Annotated in this window: 29 protein-coding genes, 1 other RNA gene and 4 pseudogenes; 10 read left to right on the top strand and 24 right to left on the bottom strand. The window is 52.4% G+C overall.

What is annotated here, in order from left to right:
* Positions 1-56: 56 nt before the first annotated feature.
* From NSQ51_RS08005 to NSQ51_RS07950, 12 genes are all read right to left on the bottom strand, one after another.
* A complete protein-coding gene (locus NSQ51_RS08005) occupies positions 57-839 on the bottom strand; it encodes a sulfite exporter TauE/SafE family protein (protein ID WP_033015458.1) in 783 nt (260 codons plus the stop codon).
* Positions 840-910: 71 nt separating this feature from the next.
* Positions 911-2,047: an MBL fold metallo-hydrolase gene (locus NSQ51_RS08000; RefSeq protein ID WP_033015460.1), complete on the bottom strand. Its 1,137-nt coding sequence runs from the start codon at positions 2,045-2,047 to the stop codon at positions 911-913.
* A gap of 48 nt (positions 2,048-2,095) precedes the next feature.
* On the bottom strand, positions 2,096-2,665 hold the full coding sequence (locus NSQ51_RS07995) for a sulfurtransferase TusA family protein (RefSeq protein ID WP_033015461.1): 570 nt from the start codon (positions 2,663-2,665) through the stop codon (positions 2,096-2,098).
* A gap of 21 nt (positions 2,666-2,686) precedes the next feature.
* Positions 2,687-2,983 (bottom strand): rhodanese-like domain-containing protein, encoded by a 297-nt coding sequence (locus tag NSQ51_RS07990; protein ID WP_033015463.1) that lies wholly within the window; start codon positions 2,981-2,983, stop codon positions 2,687-2,689.
* 12 nt (positions 2,984-2,995) lie between these two features.
* On the bottom strand, positions 2,996-3,361 hold the full coding sequence (locus NSQ51_RS07985) for a rhodanese-like domain-containing protein (protein ID WP_033015466.1): 366 nt from the start codon (positions 3,359-3,361) through the stop codon (positions 2,996-2,998).
* Positions 3,362-3,373: 12 nt separating this feature from the next.
* Complete coding sequence (locus tag NSQ51_RS07980; RefSeq protein WP_015375138.1) at positions 3,374-3,856, bottom strand: DsrE/DsrF/DrsH-like family protein; 483 nt, start codon at positions 3,854-3,856, stop codon at positions 3,374-3,376.
* Between the two features lie 51 nt (positions 3,857-3,907).
* On the bottom strand, positions 3,908-4,135 hold the full coding sequence (locus NSQ51_RS07975) for a sulfurtransferase TusA family protein (protein ID WP_020278577.1): 228 nt from the start codon (positions 4,133-4,135) through the stop codon (positions 3,908-3,910).
* Between the two features lie 103 nt (positions 4,136-4,238).
* On the bottom strand, positions 4,239-4,499 hold the full coding sequence (locus NSQ51_RS07970; RefSeq protein WP_013145015.1) for a metal-sensitive transcriptional regulator: 261 nt from the start codon (positions 4,497-4,499) through the stop codon (positions 4,239-4,241).
* Positions 4,466-4,858, bottom strand: a complete 393-nt coding sequence (locus NSQ51_RS07965; RefSeq protein ID WP_033015468.1) for a hypothetical protein — start codon at positions 4,856-4,858, stop codon at positions 4,466-4,468. The genes NSQ51_RS07970 and NSQ51_RS07965 overlap by 34 nt, the downstream gene beginning before the upstream one ends.
* 89 nt (positions 4,859-4,947) lie before the next feature.
* Complete coding sequence (locus tag NSQ51_RS07960) at positions 4,948-5,517, bottom strand: class I SAM-dependent methyltransferase (protein ID WP_015375142.1); 570 nt, start codon at positions 5,515-5,517, stop codon at positions 4,948-4,950.
* Positions 5,518-5,605: 88 nt separating this feature from the next.
* The gene (locus NSQ51_RS07955; protein WP_259463666.1) at positions 5,606-5,734 is read right to left on the bottom strand and encodes a hypothetical protein; all 129 of its coding nucleotides are present in this window, start codon (positions 5,732-5,734) and stop codon (positions 5,606-5,608) included.
* A gap of 178 nt (positions 5,735-5,912) precedes the next feature.
* Positions 5,913-6,080: a transposase gene (locus NSQ51_RS07950; RefSeq protein WP_230581342.1), complete on the bottom strand. Its 168-nt coding sequence runs from the start codon at positions 6,078-6,080 to the stop codon at positions 5,913-5,915.
* Positions 6,081-6,163: 83 nt separating this feature from the next.
* Between NSQ51_RS07950 and NSQ51_RS07945 the strand changes: the two genes are divergently transcribed.
* Complete coding sequence (locus NSQ51_RS07945) at positions 6,164-7,297, top strand: IS4-like element IS5377 family transposase (RefSeq protein ID WP_342462753.1); 1,134 nt, start codon at positions 6,164-6,166, stop codon at positions 7,295-7,297.
* Between the two features lie 373 nt (positions 7,298-7,670).
* Here the strand turns inward: NSQ51_RS07945 and NSQ51_RS07940 are convergent, their stop codons facing one another.
* Entirely contained in the window at positions 7,671-8,846 is a 1,176-nt protein-coding gene (locus tag NSQ51_RS07940) for an ISL3 family transposase (RefSeq protein WP_050367390.1), read from the bottom strand.
* A gap of 128 nt (positions 8,847-8,974) precedes the next feature.
* Between NSQ51_RS07940 and NSQ51_RS07935 the strand changes: the two are divergent.
* Positions 8,975-9,307, top strand: a pseudogene (locus tag NSQ51_RS07935) (ATP-binding protein); the annotation flags it as partial.
* Between the two features lie 56 nt (positions 9,308-9,363).
* On the opposite strand, the gene NSQ51_RS07930 reads toward NSQ51_RS07935, so the two are convergent.
* The 6 genes from NSQ51_RS07930 to NSQ51_RS07905 all read right to left on the bottom strand — a co-directional run bounded on the left by NSQ51_RS07930 (position 9,364) and on the right by NSQ51_RS07905 (position 13,094).
* On the bottom strand, positions 9,364-9,570 hold the full coding sequence (locus NSQ51_RS07930; RefSeq protein WP_014195730.1) for a DUF6501 family protein: 207 nt from the start codon (positions 9,568-9,570) through the stop codon (positions 9,364-9,366).
* Between the two features lie 146 nt (positions 9,571-9,716).
* Positions 9,717-9,944: an NETI motif-containing protein gene (locus tag NSQ51_RS07925; protein ID WP_121650200.1), complete on the bottom strand. Its 228-nt coding sequence runs from the start codon at positions 9,942-9,944 to the stop codon at positions 9,717-9,719.
* Positions 9,945-10,008: 64 nt separating this feature from the next.
* The gene (locus NSQ51_RS07920; protein ID WP_079936670.1) at positions 10,009-10,158 is read right to left on the bottom strand and encodes a DUF2639 domain-containing protein; all 150 of its coding nucleotides are present in this window, start codon (positions 10,156-10,158) and stop codon (positions 10,009-10,011) included.
* Positions 10,159-10,289: 131 nt separating this feature from the next.
* On the bottom strand, positions 10,290-12,002 hold the full coding sequence (locus tag NSQ51_RS07915; RefSeq protein WP_064213438.1) for a DHA2 family efflux MFS transporter permease subunit: 1,713 nt from the start codon (positions 12,000-12,002) through the stop codon (positions 10,290-10,292).
* 10 nt (positions 12,003-12,012) lie between these two features.
* Positions 12,013-12,651: an efflux RND transporter periplasmic adaptor subunit gene (locus NSQ51_RS07910; protein ID WP_061581026.1), complete on the bottom strand. Its 639-nt coding sequence runs from the start codon at positions 12,649-12,651 to the stop codon at positions 12,013-12,015.
* Between the two features lie 2 nt (positions 12,652-12,653).
* On the bottom strand, positions 12,654-13,094 hold the full coding sequence (locus NSQ51_RS07905; protein WP_011231100.1) for a MarR family transcriptional regulator: 441 nt from the start codon (positions 13,092-13,094) through the stop codon (positions 12,654-12,656).
* Between the two features lie 168 nt (positions 13,095-13,262).
* On the opposite strand from NSQ51_RS07905, the gene NSQ51_RS07900 reads away from it, so the two are divergent.
* Positions 13,263-14,699: a DDE-type integrase/transposase/recombinase gene (locus NSQ51_RS07900; protein ID WP_047817981.1), complete on the top strand. Its 1,437-nt coding sequence runs from the start codon at positions 13,263-13,265 to the stop codon at positions 14,697-14,699.
* A gap of 454 nt (positions 14,700-15,153) precedes the next feature.
* On the opposite strand, the gene ssrS is transcribed toward NSQ51_RS07900, so the two are convergent.
* A non-coding RNA gene (gene ssrS / locus NSQ51_RS07895) (6S RNA) lies at positions 15,154-15,342 on the bottom strand.
* A 370-nt stretch (positions 15,343-15,712) separates the two neighbouring features.
* Between ssrS and NSQ51_RS07890 the strand changes: the two genes are divergently transcribed.
* Positions 15,713-16,849 (top strand): IS110-like element ISGka2 family transposase, encoded by a 1,137-nt coding sequence (locus NSQ51_RS07890; RefSeq protein WP_064213609.1) that lies wholly within the window; start codon positions 15,713-15,715, stop codon positions 16,847-16,849.
* A gap of 234 nt (positions 16,850-17,083) precedes the next feature.
* Here the strand turns inward: NSQ51_RS07890 and NSQ51_RS07885 are convergent.
* Positions 17,084-17,380: pseudogene (locus tag NSQ51_RS07885) on the bottom strand (helix-turn-helix domain-containing protein); the annotation flags it as partial.
* Positions 17,381-17,413: 33 nt separating this feature from the next.
* Between NSQ51_RS07885 and NSQ51_RS07880 the strand changes: the two are divergent.
* A complete protein-coding gene (locus NSQ51_RS07880) occupies positions 17,414-17,662 on the top strand; it encodes a hypothetical protein (RefSeq protein WP_013145420.1) in 249 nt (82 codons plus the stop codon).
* Between the two features lie 6 nt (positions 17,663-17,668).
* Positions 17,669-17,803, top strand: a complete 135-nt coding sequence (locus tag NSQ51_RS07875) for a hypothetical protein (RefSeq protein ID WP_259463539.1) — start codon at positions 17,669-17,671, stop codon at positions 17,801-17,803.
* Positions 17,804-17,857: 54 nt separating this feature from the next.
* Here NSQ51_RS07875 and NSQ51_RS07870 read toward each other — a convergent pair.
* Positions 17,858-18,061 (bottom strand): annotated as a pseudogene (locus NSQ51_RS07870) (GNAT family N-acetyltransferase); the annotation flags it as partial.
* Positions 18,062-18,277: 216 nt separating this feature from the next.
* Here NSQ51_RS07870 and NSQ51_RS07865 point away from each other — a divergent pair.
* The gene (locus NSQ51_RS07865; RefSeq protein ID WP_080706515.1) at positions 18,278-18,535 is read left to right on the top strand and encodes a DUF6154 family protein; all 258 of its coding nucleotides are present in this window, start codon (positions 18,278-18,280) and stop codon (positions 18,533-18,535) included.
* A gap of 166 nt (positions 18,536-18,701) precedes the next feature.
* Here NSQ51_RS07865 and ilvA read toward each other — a convergent pair whose 3' ends face one another.
* Entirely contained in the window at positions 18,702-19,910 is a 1,209-nt protein-coding gene (gene ilvA, locus NSQ51_RS07860; RefSeq protein WP_033015242.1) for a threonine ammonia-lyase, read from the bottom strand.
* A 412-nt stretch (positions 19,911-20,322) separates the two neighbouring features.
* On the opposite strand from ilvA, the gene NSQ51_RS07855 reads away from it, so the two are divergent.
* The 3 genes from NSQ51_RS07855 (at position 20,323) to NSQ51_RS07845 (ending at position 24,357) form a co-directional block, all read left to right on the top strand.
* On the top strand, positions 20,323-21,492 hold the full coding sequence (locus NSQ51_RS07855; protein WP_121650107.1) for a DHHA1 domain-containing protein: 1,170 nt from the start codon (positions 20,323-20,325) through the stop codon (positions 21,490-21,492).
* A 136-nt stretch (positions 21,493-21,628) separates the two neighbouring features.
* Positions 21,629-22,891 carry an ATP-binding protein gene (locus NSQ51_RS07850; RefSeq protein WP_033012220.1) on the top strand — a complete coding sequence of 421 codons (1,263 nt, stop codon included), beginning with the start codon at positions 21,629-21,631 and terminating at the stop codon, positions 22,889-22,891.
* A gap of 98 nt (positions 22,892-22,989) precedes the next feature.
* Positions 22,990-24,357 carry an MATE family efflux transporter gene (locus NSQ51_RS07845; protein ID WP_121650106.1) on the top strand — a complete coding sequence of 456 codons (1,368 nt, stop codon included), beginning with the start codon at positions 22,990-22,992 and terminating at the stop codon, positions 24,355-24,357.
* Positions 24,358-24,532: 175 nt separating this feature from the next.
* Here NSQ51_RS07845 and NSQ51_RS07840 read toward each other — a convergent pair.
* Positions 24,533-25,425, bottom strand: a pseudogene (locus NSQ51_RS07840) (DUF1028 domain-containing protein).
* Between the last annotated feature and the right edge of the window lie 85 nt (positions 25,426-25,510).

Raw genomic sequence — 25,510 nt, 5'->3', positions numbered from 1 at the left:
CAGTTCCAGCATTCACATGTCTTTTCCCGTGACCCGTCGCCTTTCAAGTGCTTCGATCATAAAATATCCACCCAAATTTTCACCGCCGTCGCCAAAATCAACACGGCAAGGATGACTTGCAGCACTTTCGTGTTCATTTTTTGCCCCGCTTTCGCCCCTAGCGGAGAGGCAAGCAAGCTCGCGACGACCATGATGAGCGCCGGGATGTAATCGACTTGGCCGGTGGCGATTTTCCCGAACGTAGAGCCAATGGAGGAAATGAACGTAATGGCCAAAGACGTAGCGATCGTCATTCGCGTCGGGATTTTCAGGACCACGAGCATGACCGGCACAAGCAAAAACGCCCCCGCCGCCCCGACGATGCCGGACCCGACGCCGATGAGGAACGCCAAGGCGGCCGCCACCCCTTTGTTGAACGTCACTTGGTCAAGCGGAATGTCATCGATCCCTTTTTTCGGCACAAACATCATGATCGCGGCTAATGCCGCCAAGACGCCGTAAACGACGTTAATCGTTCCCTCGCTCATCAGCTTCGAGCCGTAACCGCCGACAAAACTGCCGACAAGAATGCTTACCCCCATATACAAAATGAGCGATTTGTTCAAATAGCCGCTTTTTCGATACGCCCACACGCCGCCGATCGTGGCGAAAAACACTTGCACCGCGCTGATTCCCGACACTTCATGGGCGCTGAACGCCGCCAGTCCAAACAACGGCGGAAGATACAGAAGCATCGGATATTTAATAATCGATCCGCCGATCCCCACCATCCCAGAAATAAACGAACCGACAAAACCGATGAAAAAGATGACAATGAGAAACGCGAGCGAAACATCCATCGATCATCCTCCCTTTTCGTTTCAAAAGGGACGGGGCACGCCCCCGCCCCCTGTCAATCTGTGCCGCTTCTTTAGGCATGGGCATGATGCAGCGCGCAGCGGTTCGGGCCGATCTCAAGCTCCCGCTCTGTTTCGATATCCACGGTTTTGAGCCCGCGGTTGATGGCGACAATGTCTTCAAAGTTCGGCGGGGTTTCCGTCTTGGCGCTTTGGATGACAAGATCGATAAATTCGTCTTTCGGTTTGTTTTGCATCATCTCATTGCGGGCGCGGATGCGGCCCAACGTATCGCCGACATACCCCTCCGCGTTGATTTCTTCATCCAAGTTCGCGTAGTGAGCCGGCAAGACGATCACATCATCCGCCATGGCCGCGACTTTTTCGTACACGGTGTCATACAAATCCGCCGCCCATTCCGCCACTTTGCCGCCAAGGTCCGGCCGCCCGAGACCGCCGACAAAAATCGTGTCACCCGAGAACAGCCATTTGCCGTTGACAAAGAACGAGACGCTGCCTGGCGTATGGCCTGGCGTTTTCACGGCCAACACTTCCAAATGAACGTTGGCAAAGTCGATCGTGTCATGTTGCTCGAGCGGCTCGAAATCAAACACCGCTCCCTCGCTTTTCATCAAGTAGTACGTTGCCCCCGTTCGTTCGGCCAGCGCCTTGCCGCCGGAAAGATGGTCGGCATGCAAGTGCGAGTCCACGATATGCGTGATCTTCACCCCTTCTTGTTGGGCGGCTTGTTCGTACACGTCAATAAATCGCAACGGATCGACGACAAGCGCTTCGCTTCCGGAGATGACCATATACGACAGGCATCCTTTGCCGACGCGGATGAATTGGTAAATTTTCAACTGATCATCTTCGTATACTTTCGCTTGATGGAGATGCTCACTCCACGCCTGCATCCCGCCAGCGAGCGTATAAACGTTGTCAAACCCGGCTTCCGTCAGCTGTTCGGCGACAAACGCCGCCGATCCGCCCTTCGCGCACACGACGACGATGTCTTTGTCTTTCGGAAGACGGTCGACAATCGAGTCAACCCCATCAATCAATTCAAAATACGGCACGTTCAAATAGTCAAAGTTTTTCCCTTCGATTTTCCAATCGCGAAAATCGCTTTCGTTGCGGACGTCCAAGATGAACAGCGATTCTTTGTTGAACACCTTTTCCGTCATTTGTTGCACGGTCATTTCTTTCACCATATCAACATACCCCCTAATGTATATTTGATTGTTAAAAAAGGCCGCTCATTACGATTGAGCGGAATCAAGCGGCCCGTTCCATTGCGACATGCCGGGAACGACGTTGCGCACACGGTCAAATCCTTTTTCGGCCAGCTTTTGCGCAGCCAAATCGCTCCGTGTCCCTGTGCGGCACACGACATAAATCGTTTTGTCTTTCGGAAGTTCGGCCATCCGATTCTCGAGCTCCCCAAGCGGAATTGAAACGGCGCCCGGAATATGGCCAAACGCATACTCCGCCGGTTCGCGGACATCCAAAACAAACGAATCAGGATCGTGAAGTTTTTCTTGCAATTGTTCATTCGATACGACATGAGGGAATGCCGTTTCGTTGCGTGTTTCATGTTCCACTGACTTGCGGATATAATGTTTCAAAACCCCATTTTCTTCAATTGTTCCTACATATTGATGCCCTGTGCTTTCCGCCCATGCTTTGATATCGGCTTTGGATCCCTTATCCGTCGCCTGCACTTCCAGCACTTGGCCTGGCTGCAGCTCATTGATGGCTTTTTTCGTGCGAACGATCGGCATCGGGCAGGACAGTCCTTTCGCATCAACGGTCATATCAACTTTAATCATGAACGAATCCCTCCTTACAGCTTATTCGACAGGCCCTTCCCAGGCGAGCATGCCGCCTGTCATGTTGATGACGCGGTAACCGCGGCTGTCAAGAAACTCCGCGGCACGGCCGCTGCGGCCGCCGGAACGGCAGACGAGAATGTATTCCTCATTTTTGTCCAATTCATGCATGCGAAACTCGATCAAACCGAGCGGAATATTGACCGCTCCTGGAATTTTGCCTGCAGCGACTTCCTCCGGCTCGCGCACATCAATGATATGAAGTGATTCTCCAGCGCGAAGCCGTTCTTCTACCTCTTTTGGCGTGATCGTTTTCATCATCATCCTCCTCTACTGCCAGGCGTTTAGGCCGCCTTTGACGTTCGTCACGTGCTGAAATCCCATTTTCTTTAACAGTCGGCTTGCTTTTTGGCTTCGCATCCCGCTTTGGCAAATGACAATCACTTCTTTCTCTTTCGATAGTTCGTGAGCACGGGCTGTCAATTCGTGCAGCGGGATGTTCCGAAACCCTGGCAGATGGTAAGACTGAAACTCCAAAGGGGTGCACACATCAATATATTGCACCCCAGGTTCTTTCAACCGGCGTTTCAATTCCGCCGCCGTCATCATCCGCACCCCTTTCGGCGAGATGAAGCGGCTGGCAAAAAACCAAACAAGCAAAACAAACAGGATGATGTTGATGATGGTTTGCGACATATGATTCCCTCGTTAAATAAATAAGTTCACGTTCCCTTCCGACGCATCAGCCAAATACGCGGCGACGCCAGCAAACTCAACGCCGTCGATCAATTCCTCCGGCTTCAGCCCAAGCAAATCGACCGTCATTTGGCAAGCGACGAGTTTCACGCCTTGCTCCTTCGCCATCTCGATCAACTGCGGAAGCGGCATGGCGTTATGCTTTTTGATGACCTTTTTGATCAACTTCGGGCCGATGCCGGCAAAATTCATGCGCGACAGCCCCATGCGGTCCGCGCCGCGCGGCATCATTTTCGCGAACATCTTTTCAAGAAACCCTTTTTGCACTGGAACCGACGCCTCTTTCCGCAAGGCGTTCAGCCCCCAGAACGTATGAAAGATCGTCACGTCATGGTCGTAGGCAGCGGCGCCGTTGGCGATGATGTAAGCCGCCATCGCCTTGTCATAGTCGCCGCTGAACAAAATGATCGTCGTCTTTTTCTTCGGCTGTGTCATCTGGCTGCCTCCTTCCTTTCATACCTGTATGGGTATAAAAATGTGCACACATTATCCTTTTTGGATCCAGAACATCAACACACCGTTGTCTTCTTTCATCTCAAGCACCGTATGGCCGCTCGCTTTCGCCCATGCCGGCAAATCGTTTTTCGCCCCTTTATCGGTCGTGTGCACCTCGAGCACTTGACCTGATTGCAATTCGTCCATCGCTTTTTTCGCTCTCACCACCGGCATCGGGCAGGCCAATCCTTTTGCATCCAATACTTTCGTTGCGTTCATTTTGATAACCTCCTTGATATCATACGTTTTATTACCATTACCCCTATGGGTATATTACTACGAGAAAAAGAACGTTGTCAACACCTTTTTGTTGAGCAACGCATTAACGGCTTTTCACAAGCAGTTCCACTGCTTCTTTGACAAGACTGTCTGTGCTTTCCCCTTTTTCCATGCTTTCACGAAGACAATGTTCCAAATTGGTGCTGACGATGACGGCAATGGCGCGGTCAATGGCATTGCGCGCCGCCGACAGCTGGGAAACGACGCTCTTGCAGTCTTTCCCTTGTTCCATCATGCCAAGGACGCCTTTAATTTGTCCTTCAATCCGTTTTAAGCGGTTTTTGATCTCTTTGTTATATTCCATCGGCTCGTTCGCCCCCTTTCTTGACAATCGCAAGCCGTGATCGAATAGCTGTTCACCTCATAGCCATAGCGGCGCAACAGGCGGATGCCGACGTTTTTTTCGATGTCATCCTGAACGATGATATGAAGCGGCTTTGGCGGAATATCCCGCGCATGCCGTTTCAAATACGCCACCGGAATATGCAACGCTTGGCCAAATATGGAGCCGTTGCTTTCATTATAATCGCGCAAGTCAAGAAGAAGCAAGCCGTCCGGCACCTCTTCTACCGGAAGGCATGGGATATGTTTTACAGGATAGTAGCGTCGATACAACGCCACGGCGAAAAGAATGAGAAAGAAGAACAAACTGCTAACGATCAACGGTTCACCCCCTCTATTCACCCTATGCATGATCATTATATACCCTATACGGTATAATGACAATAAGAAATATTTTCCTCAACAATTGGTTATTCCCAGCGAATCAAAAGACCATAGACAGCCGGGTGAAAACGGACAAGTTCCACGTTGCCCGCCTTTTGCTTCACATAGGAAAACAGTTCCTCCGACGGAATCCGCTCATGGAGCGGCGGCCCCATTTCGCTTTCCATCGTCTCCCATTCGATCAACAGAAACTGCCCGTTTGGCCTCATCACACGGCGAATTTCGTCAAGGGCGGCTTCTTTTTGTTCCACCTCATGAAAGACAAATGCCATGATCCCTTTGTCCACCGAATGCGAAGGCAAGGCGGTCGAAGCGACATCCGCCACCCGATATTCGATGTTGGTGACCGCTAGTTTCGCGGCTCGCTGTTTTAGCAATTCAATCATTTCTGGCTGCACATCGACCGCATACACTTTTCCGTTTGTCGCCTGCGCGAGAGGAATCGTGAAATAACCATTCCCGGCGCCAAGATCGACGACCGTGTCATCCGGTTTCACGGACAACATCGAAATGACCCGTTGCGGGTCGATCCATTCCTTGCGCTTCGGATCCAATAATCGTTCAGCATGTTCGTAATGAAAACGATGCCCTGTCATCCTTTTCTCTCCTATTCCTCACTTCCATTTCATTATACTCGCAAAGAGAGGAAAAAAGCCGGCATTGGAAAATGCCGGCTTTCTCTCTTTACCGAACGGCGCACCGGTTTGGACCAATTTCCATCTCCCGTTGTTCCTCTTCCGTAGGATGCAATTTCCCCATGTTGGTCTGCCGAATTTCCTTGTAAGCCGGATCGAGCTCGACATTCACTTTCATGAACCTCTCCCACTTACAGAAGTGGGAGTTTCCTGTTTCCCCTTCGGGGTGGATGCGTGATAGGTTGGTCGGCAGCCTATCTGCAGGCAACGCCTGGCATCCGTCCCGTTGGGAGCGACAGGCAACATGAGTATCATCGATACTCAAGGGCGGGAACTCGCCATCTACGACTTCTTGATTATGCAATCCGTCGATACGTAAACGGTTTGACCGTAAATTCCAACGGGCGAATTTCGCCATAATATACTTTGGCAAATAAATTCATCGCTCCGTGGATGTCACGGTGTTGTTTGTATCCGCATTGACATGTATAATTTCTAGAAGAACAGGCGTGTTGATTATCCAATAAAATCCAAAGGGTATAGAAAAAAGAGCACCTTTCCTGTAGAATGTGAGCAGCGACACAAACAAACCCAGGAGGTGCTCTCTATGAACAAGCATACCACACTCCCGAATTTGATGCAAAAACTTGTTTCGGATGAAGAGATTCAACTGATTGCCGAAGCGGTTGGGGATCGTGATTCGTCTCGAACCTTTACGTTGCGCGAGTTGATTCATTTCTTCCTGCTGGCCGCCATGCATCAATGGAAAAGCTTTCGCCATGGAGCTGACGTGGGGCCTCTGTATGGATTGCTGCGATTCCATTATTCCACTGTATCCAAGAAAGCGAAAGAAGTTCCCTATGACATCATGAAACGCTTGTTGGCGTTGATCATTTCCAAGTGCAACCGCCAAACCCGCCGTTCGCTTCGGTTTCCCAAACCGCTTCGGGTGGTGGATTCGACGACCGTCACGGTCGGGAAAAACCGCCTGCCATGGGCGCCGTATCACGGCGAACGCGCCGGAGTGAAGCTGCACGTCGCGTATTCGCCGGAATCCTCGCTGCCGGCAGACGTGGTGGAAACGACCGGACTGCGTCACGATGGCCCAGTGGGAGAACAGTTGACGAACGCTCAACAAGTGCTCGTGGAAGACCGGGCGTATTTCAAAATCGAACGCCTCGATCGATTTGTGGAGCAGCATCAGCTCTTTGTCATTCGGATGAAGGACAACATCGAACTTCATCAGAAAAAAAGCTTGAAACGCCTTTCCAGCACATCCTCATCGGTTCAAGCCGACTTCACGTGCCAGTTGGGGACGAAACAATGCCGCTCCACCAAGCGTCACCGGGTGGTGATCTTTCGAGATGCGAATGGCCGCGACATTCGGGTCGTGACGAACCTCTTCCATGCGTCTGCGGAAACCATTGCCGACATGTACCAACAACGTTGGACTGTTGAGGTCTTTTTCCGTTGGGTGAAGCAATATCTGAATGTCCCGACCTTGTTTGGCACGACGGAAAATGCGGTATACAACCAACTGTTTGCGGCGTTCATCGCGTATGTGTTGCTGCGATGGCTGTATGATCAAACCAAAAAACAGACGAACGTCTCTCTTTCCTTCATTTCGTTCGTTCGCCGTTTTTTCTCTGGGCAGCTTCCTCTCGATTGGAAATCCGGGATGGCCGCTGCTTTGTTTGAGTATGCCCAAATTTATGGAAGGCGTATGTATAATTTTGGATAATCAACACTCGTGTGCACTTTCCTTTTTTTGCTGGTAAACAAAGAAATACATACATGAAAGATAATGAGGAAAGCAATAAGTTTTATAATTAGACGCGAAAAACCAACGGACAACCATCTTTATGAAAGAACCGCTGTCCGTTGGTTTTTCTGTATATGCGTTGATGACTGTTGATGGAGTCCCGAAAATGGCGTAAAAAGAAAAACGGCAAAAAAGTGCTTTTGTTTTCCAGTGATCCAAGTTCACTGGATGGAGAATGGATTTTACACAATAATGTGGACTAGGCATGGCTGTTCGAATGCGAGGAAGGTCTGGAAAAATATTCCGAATTTCTTTTTTTTAGGTTCATCACCAAAAGTTGTACTTGCACCTGTCATGAAAGTATGTTAGCTGTTTCTAGCCGAACCCGCAATGCAAAACGCTGGATATTTCTGTATCCGTATCCCCGACGTTTCATCAGCTTGATCTTGTTATTTGTTCCCTCCATTTTCCCATTTGAATAAGGGGATAAAATGCACGATATGATTTCGTCTGTTCGTTTGACGAGTGATTTTGCGATGGCGCGAACAGCAGAACAAGGACAAAACAAATACCGATGAACCCAGGCGTTCAAACGACGTTTCGCTTGTCGCTCGTTTTGGCTTTTGGATACATAACGAAAATGTTGAAGGGATTGATAGACAGCCTGCAAGGAATCACTCTCTTTCTGCCACTCCCGCACCGTTTGGCGCTCCTCCTCGGTGAGTTTCTCGGGGCACTGGGTCAATAAGCGGCAAACATGCCGAACATGCCCATGTTTCTTGTTCCCTTTTCCGAAGGATTTGCGGCATCGATCCAACGCTTCCGTAAACAATTGAATCACATGAAAATAATCGACCACATGCTTCGCTTCCGGACACACCCCTTGAATGGCTTTTTTCATCGCTGGAGCCAAATCACTCACGACATACTGAACAGAACCAGACACAGGAGCCAACACACGTCCAATGGCTTCCTCGTTCTTTCCTGCTTCAACGGCATACACTTCTCCCGTTTCGGCATCCATGACTGCCACTCCGTAATCATGTCCTTTTCGAAACGCAAACTCATCGACACAAACTGCCTTTGGTTGGATGTCATTCGATAGGAAGGAAGGGGCATGGGTATAAAACCAGCGTTCAACGGTCGTGTACGGAAGCTTGAGCATACGAGCCACCGCCTGAATGGATGTTCCGATGCAAGATTGCGCCACCCATTGCTGAAACGCATCCGTCGCTGCACTTCGAGGGGAAATTCCGGGATAAGACGTGCTGAATGTCATGCCACATGTACAACAACGTCTACGCTCCACAGGGAGTTCCACCCAAAAGATGCCGATCCGTTGAGCATACCCATGCATCCATTGCTTCTTTTTTCCTGTCATTTTGATCGTGCGTTTCAAGCAAACAGGACATAACGGGCATTGTTCAGGAAGAGAAAGTTCGAAAATCCAACGTTCTTCTTCTTTTCGCACCTTTTGAATCAAAACATCTGGTAAATCGATGAGTTCTTTGATAAACTGAGCGTACATGCGAATTTTCCTCCAATGGTTTGGTTTGGACACCTTTACCATACAGGAAAATTCGCATTTTTTGTACCCTCTATTTTCTCTATGCACACCGATCTTCAATGATCAAGTACAACTTGTGGTGAAGAGCCTTTCTCAACTTGTTGAAAAACAGCATTGAGGCGATGCCGAACGGCGGCACGCTCCATGTTGCGGCCGAGAACCGGGAGGCATCAGTCGTCATCACCATTTCCGACAACGGCGTTGGCATGACGAAAGAACAAGTGCGCCGCTTCGGCGAGCCATACTTCAGCACAAAAGAAAAAGGCACTGGGCTTGGTGCGATGGTCGCCGTCAAAATCATCGAACAAATGGGAGGAACGTGGACGATCGAAAGCGCCGTACAAAAAGGGACGACGTTGACGATCACGCTGCCGGCAAGCCGGTTGCGGCCGCCGACGGCGGAACAAAGCGCCGCCGGCTGATCGAAAAAACGGATGCCCTGTTTCGGACATCCGTTTTTTCTTGGTGATTGGCGCGATCACTTGACTTCCTCAAAATAATCTTTGTAAAACCCGCCGACTTTTCCGCTGTTGTCGATGACAAAATAAAACTCGTCCGTTTCGTTTTTTACTTCATATACTTTGCCCGGCGTCAATACATTGCTGACCATGTACTTTTCCGCGTTCGTGTGAACGCACTTTACTTTTTTGATCGTCGGCCGGGTCGCCCATGTGTGATGAATCATGGCGTCATCTCCTTCTCTTTATATTTTTCCCCTTCTTTATTGTAGCGACCCGGACAACCGGCTGCAACGTCCCATTCGCCATTTGCCGCTATGGCCGACGCCTCAAATCGTTGGCGGCGGCGGGCAACCGTGCTAACGACCTGTTGCTACGGCTCATCGCGCACCCCCTCAAATTCGATGATGCGCCCGCACGGCTCAACCATCGTTTCGCCGTTCGTTTCCACTTCGCGGAAAATCGGCTGCTCGATGCGGCGGATGGGGCGGTAGCCTTCCTGTTTCATTCGCGCTAAACAGGCGGCGATCGTTTCCCCTTCCGCTACCGTAAACCGTTTTTTCTTCATCGTTTCCGGCGCGTCCCCACTCTTGTCAACCATCAGGCGCGCCTCCCTCCTTTCCCCTTTAGGTTGTCCAAAAAAGAAGCCGGATTTTTCATCCGGCCTAGCGCGTTTTCTGCACATATTTTCGGTACAGCCCGTACAGCTCCGCCGCCTTGTACGTTTCAATTTTTTTCCGTCCAACCGGATGACGGGCGATGCCTGCCTTTTTCAACTCAGCCACAAGCCATCCTTTCGAGCCGAAATGCGCCATGGGCGCTCCCCCCCTCTTTTGTCATCCGCTTGTCTTTATGATGTATATGTGTGCAAAAAGGGAGCAAGAACATTGTTGTCCATAATGGCATAAAACAAAAAAAGAAGCGGCTTCTGCGCCGCTTCCTTTGTTTACGCTGATGGCGATTTATGCTTTTTTCCCTTTAAGAAAAACGCCATCATTAACGCCAATACCGTCAAGCAGGTGGCGACGAAAAAGGCGTCGTTAATCCCTTCGACAGTCGATCTCTGCTGCACGAGCCCATACAGCAGCTGCACCACCGCTTCATCGCTCGGAATCGCCTGCTTCAGCTGGCCGACAAGGCTCATGAAAAACGGATTGTTTTCCGTCATCTCATTTCGGTACATGTCCGCATGGAATTTGGCCCGGTTGGACATGATCGTCACCAAGAACGCCGTTCCGAGCGAAGCGGCCACTTGGCGGATCGTATTGGACATCGCCGTGCCGTGGCTGTACAAATGGCGCGGCAAGGCGTTCAATCCTTCCGTCATAATCGGCATTCCGAGCATCGACATGCCGAACATGCGGAAAATATAAAGCCAAATTAACTGGCTGTACGGTGTATCCATCGTCAGCTTGCTGAATTCCCACGTCGTGGCCGCGGTGATGATCAAGCCGACGATCGCCAGCGCCCGCGCGCCGATGCGGTCAAACACCCAGCCGGAAATCGGCGACATGATCGCCATGACAATCGCTCCCGGTAGCAACAGCAAACCGGCATCAAGTGGCGTAAAGCCGCGCAAGTTTTGCAAATACACCGGCAGCAACACCATGGCTGCAAACATCGCCATATTGATGACCGATCCGATGACGGTCGCCAACGTAAACACTGGGTAGCGGAACACACGGAAATTGAGCACCGGATGCTCCGAGCGGAGCGAACGCCATGTGAACATGATCAAGAACAAGACGCCGATGATAAGCGACACAACGACTTCCGTCTCGCCCCATCCTTTGCTGCCGGCTTCGCTGAAGCCATACAGAACGCCGCCAAACCCGATCGTGGAGTAGACCGCCCCTTGCACGTCCAGCACCGGATTGCCTTTACGCGGCATATGTTTCAGCCAGGCGGAGGCGAGCACAATGTCTACAATCGCGATCGGCAAAACGACGTAAAACAACAGCCGCCATGTATAATGTTCGACAAGCCATCCGGATAACGTCGGCCCGATCGCCGGCGCGAACATCATGGCGATTCCGACCGTCCCCATGGCCACTCCGCGGCGTTCCGGCGGGAAAATCGACAACATAATGACCATCATCAGTTGCATAATAATGCCGGCCCCGACCGCCTGCGTCAGCCGCCCTGCGAGCATGACGGCAAACGACGGAGCGATCGAGCAGACAAACGCGCCGATGGCGAAAAACGACATGCCCGATAAAAACAACCGTTTCGCTGGAAACTTGGCGATTAAAAACGGGCTGATCGGGATAAGCACCCCGTTGACGAGCATATAGCCGGTCACGAGCCATTGAATCGTCGACGTTTCCACGTTGAAATCTTGCATCATATGGGGCAAGGCGACGTTGATCAACGTTTGGTTCAAGATGGCGACAAACGCGCCCAGCATGACCGTCGCCACAACCTTGCCGCGGCTGCCGATATCCCCGAGGCCGCCTTGCCCGGCTGGAGCGGCCGGGCGCCCATCCGTTCCTGTCGACGGCTCTGCTTTCGTTTCCGCTAACGGTTGAGCGTTGGCTTCCGCAGCTTCATCCGCCGCCTTCCCTGCAGCTGAAGCCGGTTTGCGGCGGCGCAGCGCGATGTTGACCGCCGCCAAAACCAAAACGGCAAACACAATATAACCAATGACAAATGTTGTCATGTCCCATCACCTACTTATGGATGCGGACGGTGACGTTCATGCCCGGCACAAGTCCGGCTCCGCTGTAGTTGTCAATGGAAATCGTCACCGGGATGACTTGGGTCACTTTCGTGTAGTTGCCGGTCGCATTGGAACTTGGCAGCAGGCTGAACGTATTCGCTGTCGCGTTGCCAATCTTTTCGACTTTGCCGCTGAATTTGCGGTCCGGATACGCATCGACATAAATATCGACGTCTTGCCCGACTTTCACGTCTTCAATATCGGTCTCTTCAATGTTCGCCGTCACCCACAAATCGTTCAAATCAAACCCTCGGGCAAGCGGCGTCCCCGCGGCGACAAACGAGTCTTTGACCGCGTTTTGCTGCACGATCGTCATCCGATGCGGCACTGTCACCGGAATCGTTGTTTTGCCGTCAAACACCTCGCCGATTTCTTCCCCAGCTGAGAAGGTTTTTCCCGTGTCGCCCCGCCAGGATGTTAACTTCCCGGACAGCGGCGCAGCGACGGAGATGACCTGGCCGTCGATGCGGGCGTTGTCCGTTTTAATGTAGTTCGTTGCTTCATTCACATAGTAGTAGGCGGCAAAGCCGCCGCCGACAAGCAAAATGAGCACAATGATGTTCAGCGCAACCAGTCGTTTCACGTTCACGTCTATTCCTCCCCGAGTAAAATCGCTTTAATTTTTTCATGAAGATGCAAAAACTGTTCAATCTCCTCTGGAGAGACGAGTTCTTGAATGCGGCCAAGCCGCCGGCGCAGCACCGACTGCTCGCCAAACGCTTCCGACACCGTCTCTTTTCCTTTTTCCGTCAAACTCAAAATGACCGCGCGCCGATCTTGCTTCGACGGCTCTCGGACAACAAGGCCGGCGCCGACGAGCCGGTCAACCGTGCCGCTGACATTGCTGTTGCTTAAGTTTAATTTTTCCGCCAAGTCATTCAGACGAATATGCTCTTTTTTCAGCAGCGTATATAAGACGATCAGCTGCACCTCTGTCACCCCGACGCGGGCGGCGTCCTCGCGGATGAGGCGATAAAGCGCCTTTTGCGTCCGGAAGACAGCATACATGATGTCCCGGCTGATCCCTTCCATTCATCCCCCCTCCTTGCCTCATCTGGTATTGTCAAAAGTTTATCCTCCACACTCACGGTTTTCCCTTGAGTTTCAACGGTTGGAAGAAAAAAAGCTTGCCACCCCCGTTGTTTTCGGCCATCATTGAGGTAACGACACCCAACAGCCAAAACAAAGGAGTGACAAGCTTTGTTACCTCAATTATTAGCCTATTTGCTCGAAATAATCAAGACCCAATATCAAATCATTGTGTATTTGATGGGTGTGATCGTGGGAAAATCCTTGAATCTCGAGGACTTGGACGAACCCATCCAAAAGCCGTACCGGAAACTTCAGGTCGATGACCTTCCGATCATCGATGTGCCGGAAACCCTTGATTACCGAAAGCTGTTGGCAGACTATGAAGCCCAGCACGGACGTCCTTTACGGCCCATCCAGCGCCGCGCGAATGCGAAACACCGTGTTCCGGATTCGTTGACCTGCCCTCGCTGCCAGGCTCCCTCTTCTTACCTGTACGCCAATAACGGCGGAAAAGGGCAATACCAATGCAAAGTGTGCCAGTGCCGGTTCAACCACCGAAATCGGTTCACCAAGCAAGCGGTCTTTCGCTGCCCGCACTGCAAAAAGACGCTGGAAAAAATCAAGGAACGCAAAGAATACAACATCTATAAGTGCAAGAACAACGCTTGCCCGTTTTACCAGGCCAACCTTCGCCGGATGACGAAGAAGGAGCGCCAACAGTTTCAACAGGATCCTCAAGCCTTCAAGGTGCGGTATTTGTTTCGAGAGTTCTTGTTTGACTTTCTCCCGTTGGCTTCCTCGTCGCTCATCAAGCCGAAGGTCGATTTGTCCCGGCTGGCTGCGTCGCCGCACGTGTTGGGGCTCGTGTTGACGTACTACGTCAACTTTGGGATGTCCTCGAGGGAGACCGCCGCCGCCATGAAGGACATCCATGGCGTCTCGATCTCCCATCAGACGGTGCTCAACTACGCCAACAGCGTCGCGCTTTGGATCAAGCCCTTTGTCGACCGGTTCCCGTATGAGCTGTCCGGTTCGTTTTGCGGGGACGAGACGTATATTCGCGTCAAAGGGCGCTGGCATTACCTGTTCTTTATGTTTGACGCCGTCAAAAAGATCGTGCTGTCGTATCGCGTCTCGCCCAACCGGGACACGCTCTCGGCCATCAAGGCCATCGATGATGTCCTCAGGAAGCTAGCGTCCCTCCCAGACGACTTGTCGTTCGTCGTGGATGGCAACCCGATTTATCTGCTGGCGCAACACTTCTTCGCCCAACACGGGATTTCATTTGACGTCCGCCAAGTGATCGGGCTGACCAATGAGGATCCGGTCTCGGAAGAGTTTCGCCCTCTCAAGCAGATCATCGAGCGATTCAACCGGACCTTTAAAGGCAACTACCGCCCGACCCATGGGTTTGGTGCGGAAGAAGGCTCGGTGTCCTTTGTGACGCTGTTTGTGGCGTATTTCAACTTTCTGCGCCCACACAGCGCGCTCGAAGGCCGGGTGCCGGTCGTCATCCCGGAACTGGCGGATCTTCCGCATATGCCGGCCCGGTGGACGAAGCTGATCGCCATGGCACAAGCGTTTCTCCAACAAGAGGCGGCCTGACTTTTTTGTCCTCTGGAGCCCGTTGAACAGAACTCCTGCCGGATTCGGCGAAGCGAACCCTTGACCAACCGAACACCGCCAAAGGTAAAATTCGGTCATGGCAAGGGCGGCTTTCTTATTGCCTTCTTTTTTGTCCCCGTCGCCCTTGACGACTCTTCCGCACCTTTGGCGGGTGTTGGTCAAGGGCGAATCCGGCCCTCCGCATGCCCCACGATGCTCAATGGGATGATCTGTGTGGAGTTTTCATAGAACTTTTGACGCTACCCCTCATCTTTCTTGTTGGAATAGTTTCAATACGAATTATTACTGTACGAAATATGGTTATTATAACATGAAAACAGGAAAAATCAACTATATTGTTTCATGTCTTTTTGAGAAAACATACGCAACGAAAAAGAGTCCAACCGGATGTTTTGCATCCAGTTGGACTCTTTTGCCAACTCCTCATTCGTGAATCCGCGCCGCTGTTGCCGTTGGCTGAATGCAGTTTCTCAACCACGCTCCACCAGGTGGGTGTTCGCAGAAGCGTTCCTGCCGTCCTCCATCACGAATATTGAGGCATGACATTCCCGCTTCAATGTAGAACTCCCTTTTGATTGCCATCGGTTGAAACTTCATTCTACAACGCACAACGCAGCAACGGATTGGTGATTATTATGATACATGATCGGCCGTCCCTTGGCAAGAGGGACATCCATCCATTTTTTCAAACTGGATACACCCCATGCTTCCGCTCAGAAAAGATCCATGGGCAATGGTTTGCCCTCCACCCAGGGATGAAAATCCCCCTTTTCTTCCCATAATGAAGAATAGGCGCAAACAGTTTAACAGGACGTTATACTTAATGGTGGCTTGGACCCTGTACAGAAAAGTGTTTGAATCCACTGGGTGCACCACCCATTGTCCGGCCTTTCCTGTGACAGAGGAAAGGTGACGACGAACGGAAAACTGCCGCATGTCTCCCGTGAATTCGCTGTTTGCGCACTCGATCATCGAAAAGGAGGATTTTCATCATGGATGTCATCTATCCTCGCTGCGCAGGATTGGATGTTCATGCCGAAACCATCGTCGCCTGCGCGCTATGGGAAGAAGATGGACACATTCAAAAGGACATTCAAACCTTCTCCACGTTCTCGAAAGGACTTGGCGACCTGCTTGAGTGGCTCGAAGAACATGGCGTCACCCATGTCGCCATGGAATCCACCGGCGTGTATTGGAAACCGGTCTTCGCCTTCCTCGAGGGCTATGTCGACTTGACACTGGCCAATCCGCAGCGGATCAAAAATGTCCCGGGAAGAAAAACCGATGTCTCTGACGCCGAGTGGATCGCCAAGCTGCTCCGCCATGGACTCGTTGAAAAAAGTTTCGTCCCCCCAGCGGATATTCGCGAATTGCGGGATTTTACCCGCCTCCGCAAAAAGTGGGTCGGACAGCTGACTTCGGAGAAAAACCGGATTCAAAAAGTGCTCGAGTCTTCCAATGTCAAACTCGGCTCGGTCCTCTCCGATCTCTTCGGCGTTTCCGGAAAAGACATCCTCGCCCGGCTGCTGGAGAAGGGATACGTGGACAAGGACGAGTTGGATGAATGCCTGCGCGGAAGGCTCAAAAAGAAAAAGCAAGCGGTGTACGATTCGCTGCTCGGCACCTTGACCGAACACGAGCTCCGTCTCCTTCGCCTCTTGTGGAAACACGTTGAGGAATTGGAGCGGCTCATCGAAGAAGTCGACCAACACATCGACCGCCTGCTCGAGCCGTATCGCGAGGAAGTGAACCTGCTGATGACCATGCCCGGAGTGAAAAAACAAACCGCCGCCGTCATCATCGCCGAGATGGGAACCGACATGAGCGTCTTTGAAACGCCGGAACGGGCGGCTTCATGGACTGGATTGTCCCCCGGCAACCATGAAAGCGCCGGAAAGCGAAAGAGCACGCGCACGACAAAAGGCAATCCCCATCTCCGATCGGCGTTATGCGAGGCGGCATGGTCAGCAGCTCGATCCAAGACGCATCCCTTGTCCCGAAAGTTTTGGTCGTTGGCGGCCCGGTGCGGGAAGAAAAAAGCCCTCATCGCCATTGCTCGGCGGATGTTGGTGATCATCTTTTGCATGATCTCCCGCAAAGAGCCGTTCCGCCAACCACAACTTATTTAGTCTAGCCAAAAGGCAGACAGGTTATACGAGATGCCTAAAATCGGGCACCTCTGCTTTCCTATTGCCTTTTTTGGCCATTTTCAGTATACCCTCACGGATCAGGAGCGTATACCGCACTCACCAAGTGGTGGGGATTTTCACGGAAAAAGAGACAATTTTAGGCTATACCTAACCAAAATTCATCTCCCACTTTCACTTCGTTTAGAAGTGGAAGACTTCTTTCGGAAAGATGTTAAAATTATGGTAAAACCCGCCTTTCGACGTATCGCTTTCCGCAACGATGCGGTCGACCGTCACGCCGTGGTAGCCGTATTTCTCAAATAAATGAAGCGCCGTATCGATAATGCGGTCTCTGAGCGGTTTGTCAGCCATAGAAAATCCCCTTTGCCATTTATAATACAATATTTTCTGAAAAAGTGAAATATTTTTTGTTTTTCCTTTACCATACCCGAACTGCACCATGATTGTCAACCATTGCTTCTCATGACCAACACGGTCGTACAGGGCCTGCTGATACATAATGGCCGCCATGTTTTCAAATGATAAAGATGGAGGTGGCTTCGATTGGAACCGATGCTATGCCCAAACTGCAAAACGAACCGGACGCGGTTTCATCTCATTGAGCAGCATCCGCGTGCGGTCAAGCTCGATCCGCACACCGGCGACATCGAGCATGAATACACAAATGAAGCGCTCGAACCGTTCCATCTCCCGTACCGCGGCCCGAGCTACCGCGTCCAATGCGGCGTCTGCGGGCTGATCGAAGATGCGGACATGTTCATTCAGCGCGCAAAATCGTCTCCATTGAGGTGATTCCATATGGCGAACAAAAAACAAACACCTTCTTCCATCGTAGACCAAAAACAGCTCGTCAACGACAAGGCAAAAGCGATGCAAGAGCGCGGCGACGAGCACATTCGCCGCGTCACGCCAAACGGGGCGGACGGGCAATAAACGCCGGCTTGCTTCTGCACAGAAGCAAGCCGGCGGAGCTTCCGCTTCTCGTTGCTAGCGATACATCGCCCACAGCCCAACATCGCGAAAACCAAGGCGGTGGTAGATGCGACCGGCGGACGGGTTGTCATAAAACAAGCACGGCATCTTCCCTTCAGCGAGCAAATCGCAAACGAGCTTCGCCACGATGGTGCTGGCATACCCTTTCCCTCGATGCTCCTGATCCGTTCAGACACCGACGATCATCGCCGACAATGAGAATTGAACGACGGATCTTGCCGCAAAAACGAATAGACTTGTTGATGGTCTTCAGCCGTTAACCGGCGAATCATAGAATTCCCCCGCTTTTCGAATGATATTTTTTCCATTATACTATAACGTATACCCGTTGCCAATGGCGGGATGATCAGGGAGCGACCGGCTTCGGCCGACCGTGAGGAAAGGAGGAAGGCTGCCTCCAAAAGCAGGGCGGCCGTGCAGATGAAGTTTATTGACGATCTGTACGAATACTATAAAGATCGACTGACCGGGGATGAAGAAGATGCCGAAGCGGTGGCGATGTCGATTTTAGATGAACTTAGCCGCCGCGATGTGCTCAAGCTGATTGGTGAGATGACTGATGAAGAGCTGCTTGGCATGTTCGGTTTGTATGTCCTGGAAAGCTTGAAAGCGAAAATGGCCCGCGAAGGCCTCGGCGCGACGCGGCCGCAAGATGCGCCGCGCGTGCATTGACAAAACAAAACGGCTGTCCTGCATGTCATAAAGAACAGCCGCTATGTTGGGCAAATGATGGTTTCGTATTCATGTGGCAGCCCTGTGAACATGATTTCGAAGACGGCTTTTCCACTGTTTGCTTAACAGACAGTGGCGAAACACAAACCGTTTTCCCATCGCGCGCTCATCGGTAAAACTGTACATCGTAGCCTTCTTTCAACAACACTTGGTAGATTTGCTGAATGTGGTCTTCGTTTTTTGTCTCGAGCGAAAAGTGAATTTCCGCCTGACCTGGCAGCACTTTGGCGCCGATGCGCTGATGATGAATCGACATCACGTTTGCCTCAAGCTCCGCAATAATGCGCAGCAGCTTGTTCAACTGGCCCGGCTTGTCGGAGATGACCGTTGTAAACGTCACAAATCGTCCGGCTTCGACGAGCCCCCGCTCGATGATGCGGGAAATGAGCGTCACATCGACGTTGCCGCCGCTTAAAATGGCGGCGATTTTTTTGCCGCGAAACGGCAGCTTTTGATACAACAATGCCGCCAACGGACAAGCTGCCGCCCCTTCGATTAACAGCTTGTTCCGCTCGAGCACATACAGCATCGTCCGCGAAATTTCCGCCTCTTTCACGCATACAACGCCATCGACGTATTGCTCAATGTATTGGTACGTAATATTGCCCGGCTTTTTCACGGCAATCCCATCGGCGATCGTATTCGATGCGGCAATGGAGACGGGCTGTTTATGGCGTATGGCCGCCGTCATGCCGGGGCAAGCCGATGACTCAACGCCGTACACTTCAACCGACGGCTTCAGCTGTTTTAACGTAAGCGCCACCCCCGCAAGCAACCCGCCGCCGCCGACCGGACAAAGAACGACATCGACGTCGGGAAGCTGCTCGATCAGCTCTAAGCCGATCGTCCCTTGGCCGGCCATCACCGCCAAGTCGTCAAACGGATGAACAAATGTCATCCCCCGTTCACGTTGCAACTCTAATGCATATTCCAAAGACTCGTCAAACACATCGCCGTACAGCACGACTTCCGCCCCGTAGCTTTTCGTCGCTTCAATTTTGCTGAGCGGCGCCCCTTTCGGCATGACAATCGTGCAAGGAATGCCGAGCATGCCGCTTGCGTAGGCGACCCCTTGGGCGTGGTTGCCGGCCGAGGCGGCGATGACGCCGCGCGCCCTTTCTTCTTCCGTGAGCGACATAATTTTATTGAATGAGCCTCTCACCTTAAACGAACCTGTTTTTTGCAAATTTTCCAGTTTCATATACACCTCATTGCCGGACAGCCGGCTGAACGTCTGCGAATGCTCAAGCGGCGTTTGGTGGACGATGCCTTTCATTTTCGCTCGCGCTTGTTCAATGTCTGTTAACGTCAACATCATCAAACCACCCTTTCCGATCGGGCGACCGGTTCTTGTTCACCCCGCTTTATTATATACAAAACATTCCATCACCGACAAATGTTACTTTTCTTTAGTTGGTTTTGGATTATTTTTAGCATATAGTTTTGTTGCATAAAATCATGTTCAACAAACATCGCTGCAACCCGCTTCCTTTGTCAAACCGTTTGAACGTTGGACTTGTCCCAAAACATCAGAGTGTTTCTAGAGGAAGAGCTGTCTACGGTCTGTTCTTTTTCTTTTGTGAATATTGTTTATTTAGAACATTGTTCTATAGATTTGGCCAATTGCCAACGGGAAAAAGCGGCCAAAAAGATCGGCGATAGGCAAACGCGAAGGAATTTGCTAATATGAAAGAAAAGCATTCGGAAGACGAAAGGATGAAACGGTTGTGACGAAAAAGTTGTACTATACGGCGCCGGATGTTGACGTGTGGACGACAACGGTGACAAGCGTCCGCCAAGACGGCGAAACATACATTGTCACCTTGGCGGAAACAGCGTTTTACCCGGAAGGCGGTGGCCAACCGTCTGACGCCGGCACGATCGCCGGCTTGCCGGTGCTCGATGTGTTTGACGAAAACGGGGAAGTGTATCACCGCCTTCCTGCCCACCCGGGAATGGGCGCCGTTTCATGCGTCCTTGATAGGAAACGGCGCCGCGATCATACACAACAGCATAGCGGCCAACATGTATTATCCGCTGTACTCGTTGAACAGCTCGGCGCCGAAACAGTCGGTTTTCACCTTGGGCGCGAGGTCGTCACAATCGACATCACGGCGGGTGCGCTGACGGAAGCAGACATGCTGGCAGTGGAAAACCGGGCCAACGAACTCATTTACGCGAATCTCCCGGTCGAGACGTATTGGGTGACGCCGGAAGAAGCAGAACGGATGCCGTTTCGCAAGCGTCCCGATGTCCAAGGTTCTGTCCGTGTTGTCGAGATGAAATGGATCGATTTGTCGGCGTGCTGCGGCACCCATGTGAAACGCACGGGCGAAATCGGCGTGATCAAATTGCTGAAAGCAGAGCGCCATCGCGGCATGACGCGTCTTTCCTTTCTTTGCGGCGGCCGGGCGCTTGCCGACTACCAGCAAACCCACCGCGTCGTGCAGGCGGCAGCAGGTCGGTTCGGGACAAGCCGCGATCAGCTGCTCGACGTGATCGCAAAATGGGAACAAGAGAAAAAAGAATGGGAAAAACGGCTGCGCCAATACGAGGCAATCGTCTTTGCCGTCGAAGCCGAACGGGCCGCCGCCGAATCAGGACGTGCAGTGATTGGCTGTTACGACCAATATGGGGCAAAAGAACTGCAAATGATCGCCCGTCTGATCGCCGACCGTTATGGCAAAACCGCGCTTCTCGCCTCCACCTCCGATTGGCGCGCCGTGATCGCCAAAGCACCGTCTTCCTTGCTCCATGCAGGGAACTGGCTGAAAGAACAAGCCGCCCTGTTTGGCGGCAAAGGGGGCGGCAACGAGCGGCAGGGGCAAGCTGCTTTTCCGTCCCTTGAGGCGCTTAGCCAGTTCCTTTCCCACGTGGAAACGGCAGTCATCGATTGACGGCTCCTGCCCGCACCGCCCGGTTGCTTCGATTCGTTTCGTCCTCCCGTCGGATCGATGCGATGTCCGCCATAGCCGACGGAGGGCGGTTTTTGTAAAATGAAAAACGAAATGTGCAGCTAAGGAGTTTGAAGAGATGAACGATCGACTCGTACAATCGCAAATCGAAGAGCTCGAACGAAAGCTGCGCGCTTATGAGCGGCTCATCGAAACGCTTCCGTTTCCGTTCACCTTTGCCGATTACGAAAGTGGAATCGCCATCGAAAAAAAGCGCGGCGACGTCCGGCCGCACCTTCGCACCATTCCACCGTCCCTTGAAAAGGAAGCCAAATGGCAGTGGGATATTGACTTGTATCACGACGTACCGTTTGAAAAAGTGGAAGCCTTTTTGACGCCGCTGCTCGATCTCGTGCCGCACCATATCGTTTTTGTCGACGACAAAGGGATCATCACGCTTTGCAATTTGCAGGCGGCCATTGACACGGGCGTCGAGCGCGACGCCATCATCGGCAAACATATTCGCGAGCTGCTGAAGCTGCCTGACGAGCTGATCGCAACGCTCGAATCGCTTGAAAAAGGCGAGCCGCTCTACAATCACGAGGTGCTCGACCGATTTTACGGCATCGTCAACACCCGTTTTATTTACAACGATGACGGATCGATCAAACGAGTCATCAGTATGTTTCAGTCGCTCAATATGATGAAAGAAACGGAAAAGCTCGCCGTCGCCGGCCGCATCGCCGCCGGCATCGCCCATGAAATCCGCAATCCGCTGACGACGGTGCGCGGCTATTTGCAGCTGCTCAAAACCGAGCTGCCAGACCGGATCGCCTCGCTCGTCGAACGCCTGCTCATTCCTGAGCTTGACCGGGCAAACGGCATCATCACCGACTTTTTAAACATCGCCAAGCCGGCGGACGTGAAGATGGAAACGTTCCGGCTGCACCGTTTTTTGCGCGACGATGTCGGCGTTCTGCTGCAGAGCGAGGCGTTGCTGCACAGTGTGAACGTCCATTTTGACCTCGACGAACAACTGGACGATTACGAAATGAGCGGCGACCGCCGCCAGCTTTTGCAAGTGTTTTTAAACTTATTCCGCAACGCTGTGGAAGCCAAAGTGGCCAAAACGATGAATGTCACGGTGAGCAGCCGGAAAGTGAACCATATCGTCCAGCTTCGCTTCTGCGACGATGGGCCCGGCATTCCGCCGTCGGTCATCGACCATGTTTTCGATCCGTTTTTTTCAACGAAGGAAACGGGAACTGGGCTCGGCCTGTCGTTATCGAAAAAAATCGTCGAACTGCATCGCGGGACGATGAAAGTGCAAAGCGATGCACGCGGCACTTGTTTTTTGATCGAATTTCCGCTTTGCAGCCAACCGCCGTTTCTTTCGTCGTAAATTGCTTCCGAAGAGGGAGGCCATCCCGGCTTCGGAAACGATGAGGTTGATGATTTAGAACAATGTGTCACTTTATCATAGAAAAAGGGGGAACGATTATGACCACGCCCGCTCCGCCCAACGGCAAATGGCGGCGCCTGTTCGCCTTGTTTCTTCCCATTTTCGTTTCGCAAACGGGCCAATATGCCATGAACTTTGTCGATGTCGCCATGTCCGGCCACGCGAGCGCCGAAGATCTTGCCGGCGTCGCGATCGGCTCCAGCCTATGGGTGCCGGTGTGGACCGGCGTCGGCGGCATTTTGCTCGCCTTGTCCCCGATCGTCTCGCATCATCTCGGCGCCGGACGCCATGACTCAATCGCCCGCGCCGTCACCCAGGCGCTCTACTTGGCTGTCGCGCTTGCTGCTGCCATTGTCATGGCCGGCGCCGCTTCTGTGCCGTTGATCTTGAAACAGATGTCTTTGGACGAAAACGTTCGGCATATCGCCTTTCATTACTTACGCGCCTTGTCGTTTGGGATCGTCCCGCTGTTTCTTTATTCTGTGCTCCGCTATTTCATCGATGCACTTGGGCAAACGAACGTGACGATGTGGATTACGCTCACCGCCTTGCCGATCAATATGCTGTTCAACTGGCTGTTGATTTACGGGCATGGCGGGTTTCCGCGCCTTGGCGGCATCGGCACCGGCTATGCGACAGCGATCACGTACGCATACTGCTTCGCGGCCGCTGCCTTTGCCGCGGTGAAATTTCGCCGTTTGTCTCCCTATCGCGTGCTCGTCCGTTTTTACCGTCCGTCATGGGCCGCATGGAAAGAGTTGCTGAAAACCGGGGTGCCGATCGGATCAGCCATCTTTTTTGAAACGAGCATTTTCGCTGCGGTGACGCTGCTTGTCGGCCGGTTTGGCACCGAAACAGTCGCTGCCCATCAAAGCGCCCTCAACTTCGCTTCCTCGTTGTATATGATTCCGCTCAGCTTATCGATGGCGCTGACGATCGCCGTAGGCGTTGAAGCTGGGGCCAACCGTTATGAAGCGGCCAAACAATATTGCCTGATCGGCATCACCCTCGCCTTGGCGGTCGCTGCCGCCGCTGCATTGTTTCTTTCCATCTTCCGCGGCGATGTTGCTCGACTGTATACAAACGATCCGACAGTGGCGGCGTTGACGGGGAAATTTTTGCTCTATGCGATCTTCTTTCAAGTTTCCGATGCCATCGCCGCTCCCATCCAAGGAGCGCTGCGGGGCTATAAAGAGGTGAACGCTGTTTTTTGGTCCGCTCTTCTCGCCTATTGGGGCGTTGGCCTTCCGCTTGGCTGCGCGCTCGCTCTCTTGACTGCCGCCGGAGCGTTCGGCTATTGGATCGGCCTGATCGCCGGATTGGCAGCAGGTGCTCTGTTTCTCAGCTTTCGCCTGCGGGCCGTTTGGCGCAGACATGACAGCGGGCGTGCGCCGCTCGCCTCCTAAACGGCCGCTGCCCAAACACGGGCTGTTTTTCCTGAACCGAAACACCGCATAAATCATTGTCTGCGCATATGCAGTCATAGGAAAAGGTGTCCCGCTCCTTTTGGGACACCTTCGCTTTTCATACAACGCCATTCATCCGCCCGACCAACCATATGCAGTGATCGTTTTTATTTTTTTATTTTTCCCCCTGCGGCGACGGCTGCTGTTTCATATACGCGAGCACGTCAAGATCGATTTTCCCTTTTTCTAGTTCGCGTTCCTCAAAGTTTTCTGTATGTATATACGCTTTCAGCGCTTCGTGAAGCGCCTCGCTGTCGGCGGCGCGCTCTTTCGGCAAGTAGCCGAGCCGGATCAAGTGGAAAGCCGCCTCTTCCTTGACCGCGCCTTCCATTACAGCCACTTTTTCGGGGCGCGGTTTCTCAAAATAAAGCTGGCGCAGCTCATACAGGCGAATGAGCTCCTCGATCGGCCTCGGGTGGTCGTCAACGCGCAAATCGATATAGCGGTCATTGTACCCGCCATAGCCGCCCCTTTCTTTCACAACGAGCAAGGCAGCCGACTGTTGCCCGCGGCGGTCGCCCCCCGCCGCCTGACCAGCTTGAAGCGCCTTTAGCAATCGCTCGGCGAGCGGCCCTTTGGCCTGCTCGAATGTTCTTCCCATCGCCAGCACCGTTTCCTCCCCGGCTAAAATATTGCCTTGCGCTGCATAGTTCGGTCCGGTAATGCCGCCCGCCCACGGGTAACATTTTTTCCGGTGAACGTTGCTGCCCGTCCTTTCGCATCCACGATGCCGACCTGGCGCAAATCGCGCTCGCTGTCATCGGCAACGAGCAACTCAAGCGTTTCTTGCGCCGTTTTCCCTTGTTCCATCCATTCGAGGCCGCGTGGGCCGTATGACGTGTTGGCATATGACTGCGTCGCCACGGCGCCGACGCCCGCTTTCGCCCACGGAACAACCGCACCAACGCCTAAAAATTTCGATTGAACAGCGATGCCAAGCTCCCCGGTCGCCGGATCGAACGCGACGATCGAAAACGTCGCGACGATGTCTTTTGCAATATGTGTCATTTCCCCGTCCTCCATATGCTTTCCATTTTCTCATCGTTTATGATTTCTCCACTTCCTTTCGTTGTTCCTGCCTGTTCACAAAAAA

It is taken from the genome of Geobacillus sp. FSL K6-0789 (genome assembly GCF_038593135.1).
Taxonomy (GTDB): domain Bacteria; phylum Bacillota; class Bacilli; order Bacillales; family Anoxybacillaceae; genus Geobacillus; species Geobacillus stearothermophilus.
This window is presented reverse-complemented; position numbering and strand designations above follow the sequence as displayed.

Coding starts and splice junctions, on each gene's coding strand:
- NSQ51_RS08005 (WP_033015458.1), bottom strand. CDS start 839: ATGGATGTTTCGCTCGCGTTTCTCATTGTCATCTTTTTCATCGGTTTT.
- NSQ51_RS08000 (WP_033015460.1), bottom strand. CDS start 2,047: ATGGTGAAAGAAATGACCGTGCAACAAATGACGGAAAAGGTGTTCAAC.
- NSQ51_RS07995 (WP_033015461.1), bottom strand. CDS start 2,665: ATGATTAAAGTTGATATGACCGTTGATGCGAAAGGACTGTCCTGCCCG.
- NSQ51_RS07990 (WP_033015463.1), bottom strand. CDS start 2,983: ATGAAAACGATCACGCCAAAAGAGGTAGAAGAACGGCTTCGCGCTGGA.
- NSQ51_RS07985 (WP_033015466.1), bottom strand. CDS start 3,361: ATGTCGCAAACCATCATCAACATCATCCTGTTTGTTTTGCTTGTTTGG.
- NSQ51_RS07980 (WP_015375138.1), bottom strand. CDS start 3,856: ATGACACAGCCGAAGAAAAAGACGACGATCATTTTGTTCAGCGGCGAC.
- NSQ51_RS07975 (WP_020278577.1), bottom strand. CDS start 4,135: ATGAACGCAACGAAAGTATTGGATGCAAAAGGATTGGCCTGCCCGATG.
- NSQ51_RS07970 (WP_013145015.1), bottom strand. CDS start 4,499: ATGGAATATAACAAAGAGATCAAAAACCGCTTAAAACGGATTGAAGGA.
- NSQ51_RS07960 (WP_015375142.1), bottom strand. CDS start 5,517: ATGACAGGGCATCGTTTTCATTACGAACATGCTGAACGATTATTGGAT.
- NSQ51_RS07955 (WP_259463666.1), bottom strand. CDS start 5,734: ATGAAAGTGAATGTCGAGCTCGATCCGGCTTACAAGGAAATTCGGCAG.
- NSQ51_RS07945 (WP_342462753.1), top strand. CDS start 6,164: ATGAACAAGCATACCACACTCCCGAATTTGATGCAAAAACTTGTTTCG.
- NSQ51_RS07940 (WP_050367390.1), bottom strand. CDS start 8,846: ATGTACGCTCAGTTTATCAAAGAACTCATCGATTTACCAGATGTTTTG.
- NSQ51_RS07930 (WP_014195730.1), bottom strand. CDS start 9,570: ATGATTCATCACACATGGGCGACCCGGCCGACGATCAAAAAAGTAAAG.
- NSQ51_RS07925 (WP_121650200.1), bottom strand. CDS start 9,944: ATGGTTGACAAGAGTGGGGACGCGCCGGAAACGATGAAGAAAAAACGG.
- NSQ51_RS07920 (WP_079936670.1), bottom strand. CDS start 10,158: ATGGCGCATTTCGGCTCGAAAGGATGGCTTGTGGCTGAGTTGAAAAAG.
- NSQ51_RS07915 (WP_064213438.1), bottom strand. CDS start 12,002: ATGACAACATTTGTCATTGGTTATATTGTGTTTGCCGTTTTGGTTTTG.
- NSQ51_RS07905 (WP_011231100.1), bottom strand. CDS start 13,094: ATGGAAGGGATCAGCCGGGACATCATGTATGCTGTCTTCCGGACGCAA.
- NSQ51_RS07890 (WP_064213609.1), top strand. CDS start 15,713: ATGGATGTCATCTATCCTCGCTGCGCAGGATTGGATGTTCATGCCGAA.
- NSQ51_RS07875 (WP_259463539.1), top strand. CDS start 17,669: ATGGCGAACAAAAAACAAACACCTTCTTCCATCGTAGACCAAAAACAG.
- ilvA (WP_033015242.1), bottom strand. CDS start 19,910: ATGTTGACGTTAACAGACATTGAACAAGCGCGAGCGAAAATGAAAGGC.
- NSQ51_RS07850 (WP_033012220.1), top strand. CDS start 21,629: ATGAACGATCGACTCGTACAATCGCAAATCGAAGAGCTCGAACGAAAG.
- NSQ51_RS07845 (WP_121650106.1), top strand. CDS start 22,990: ATGACCACGCCCGCTCCGCCCAACGGCAAATGGCGGCGCCTGTTCGCC.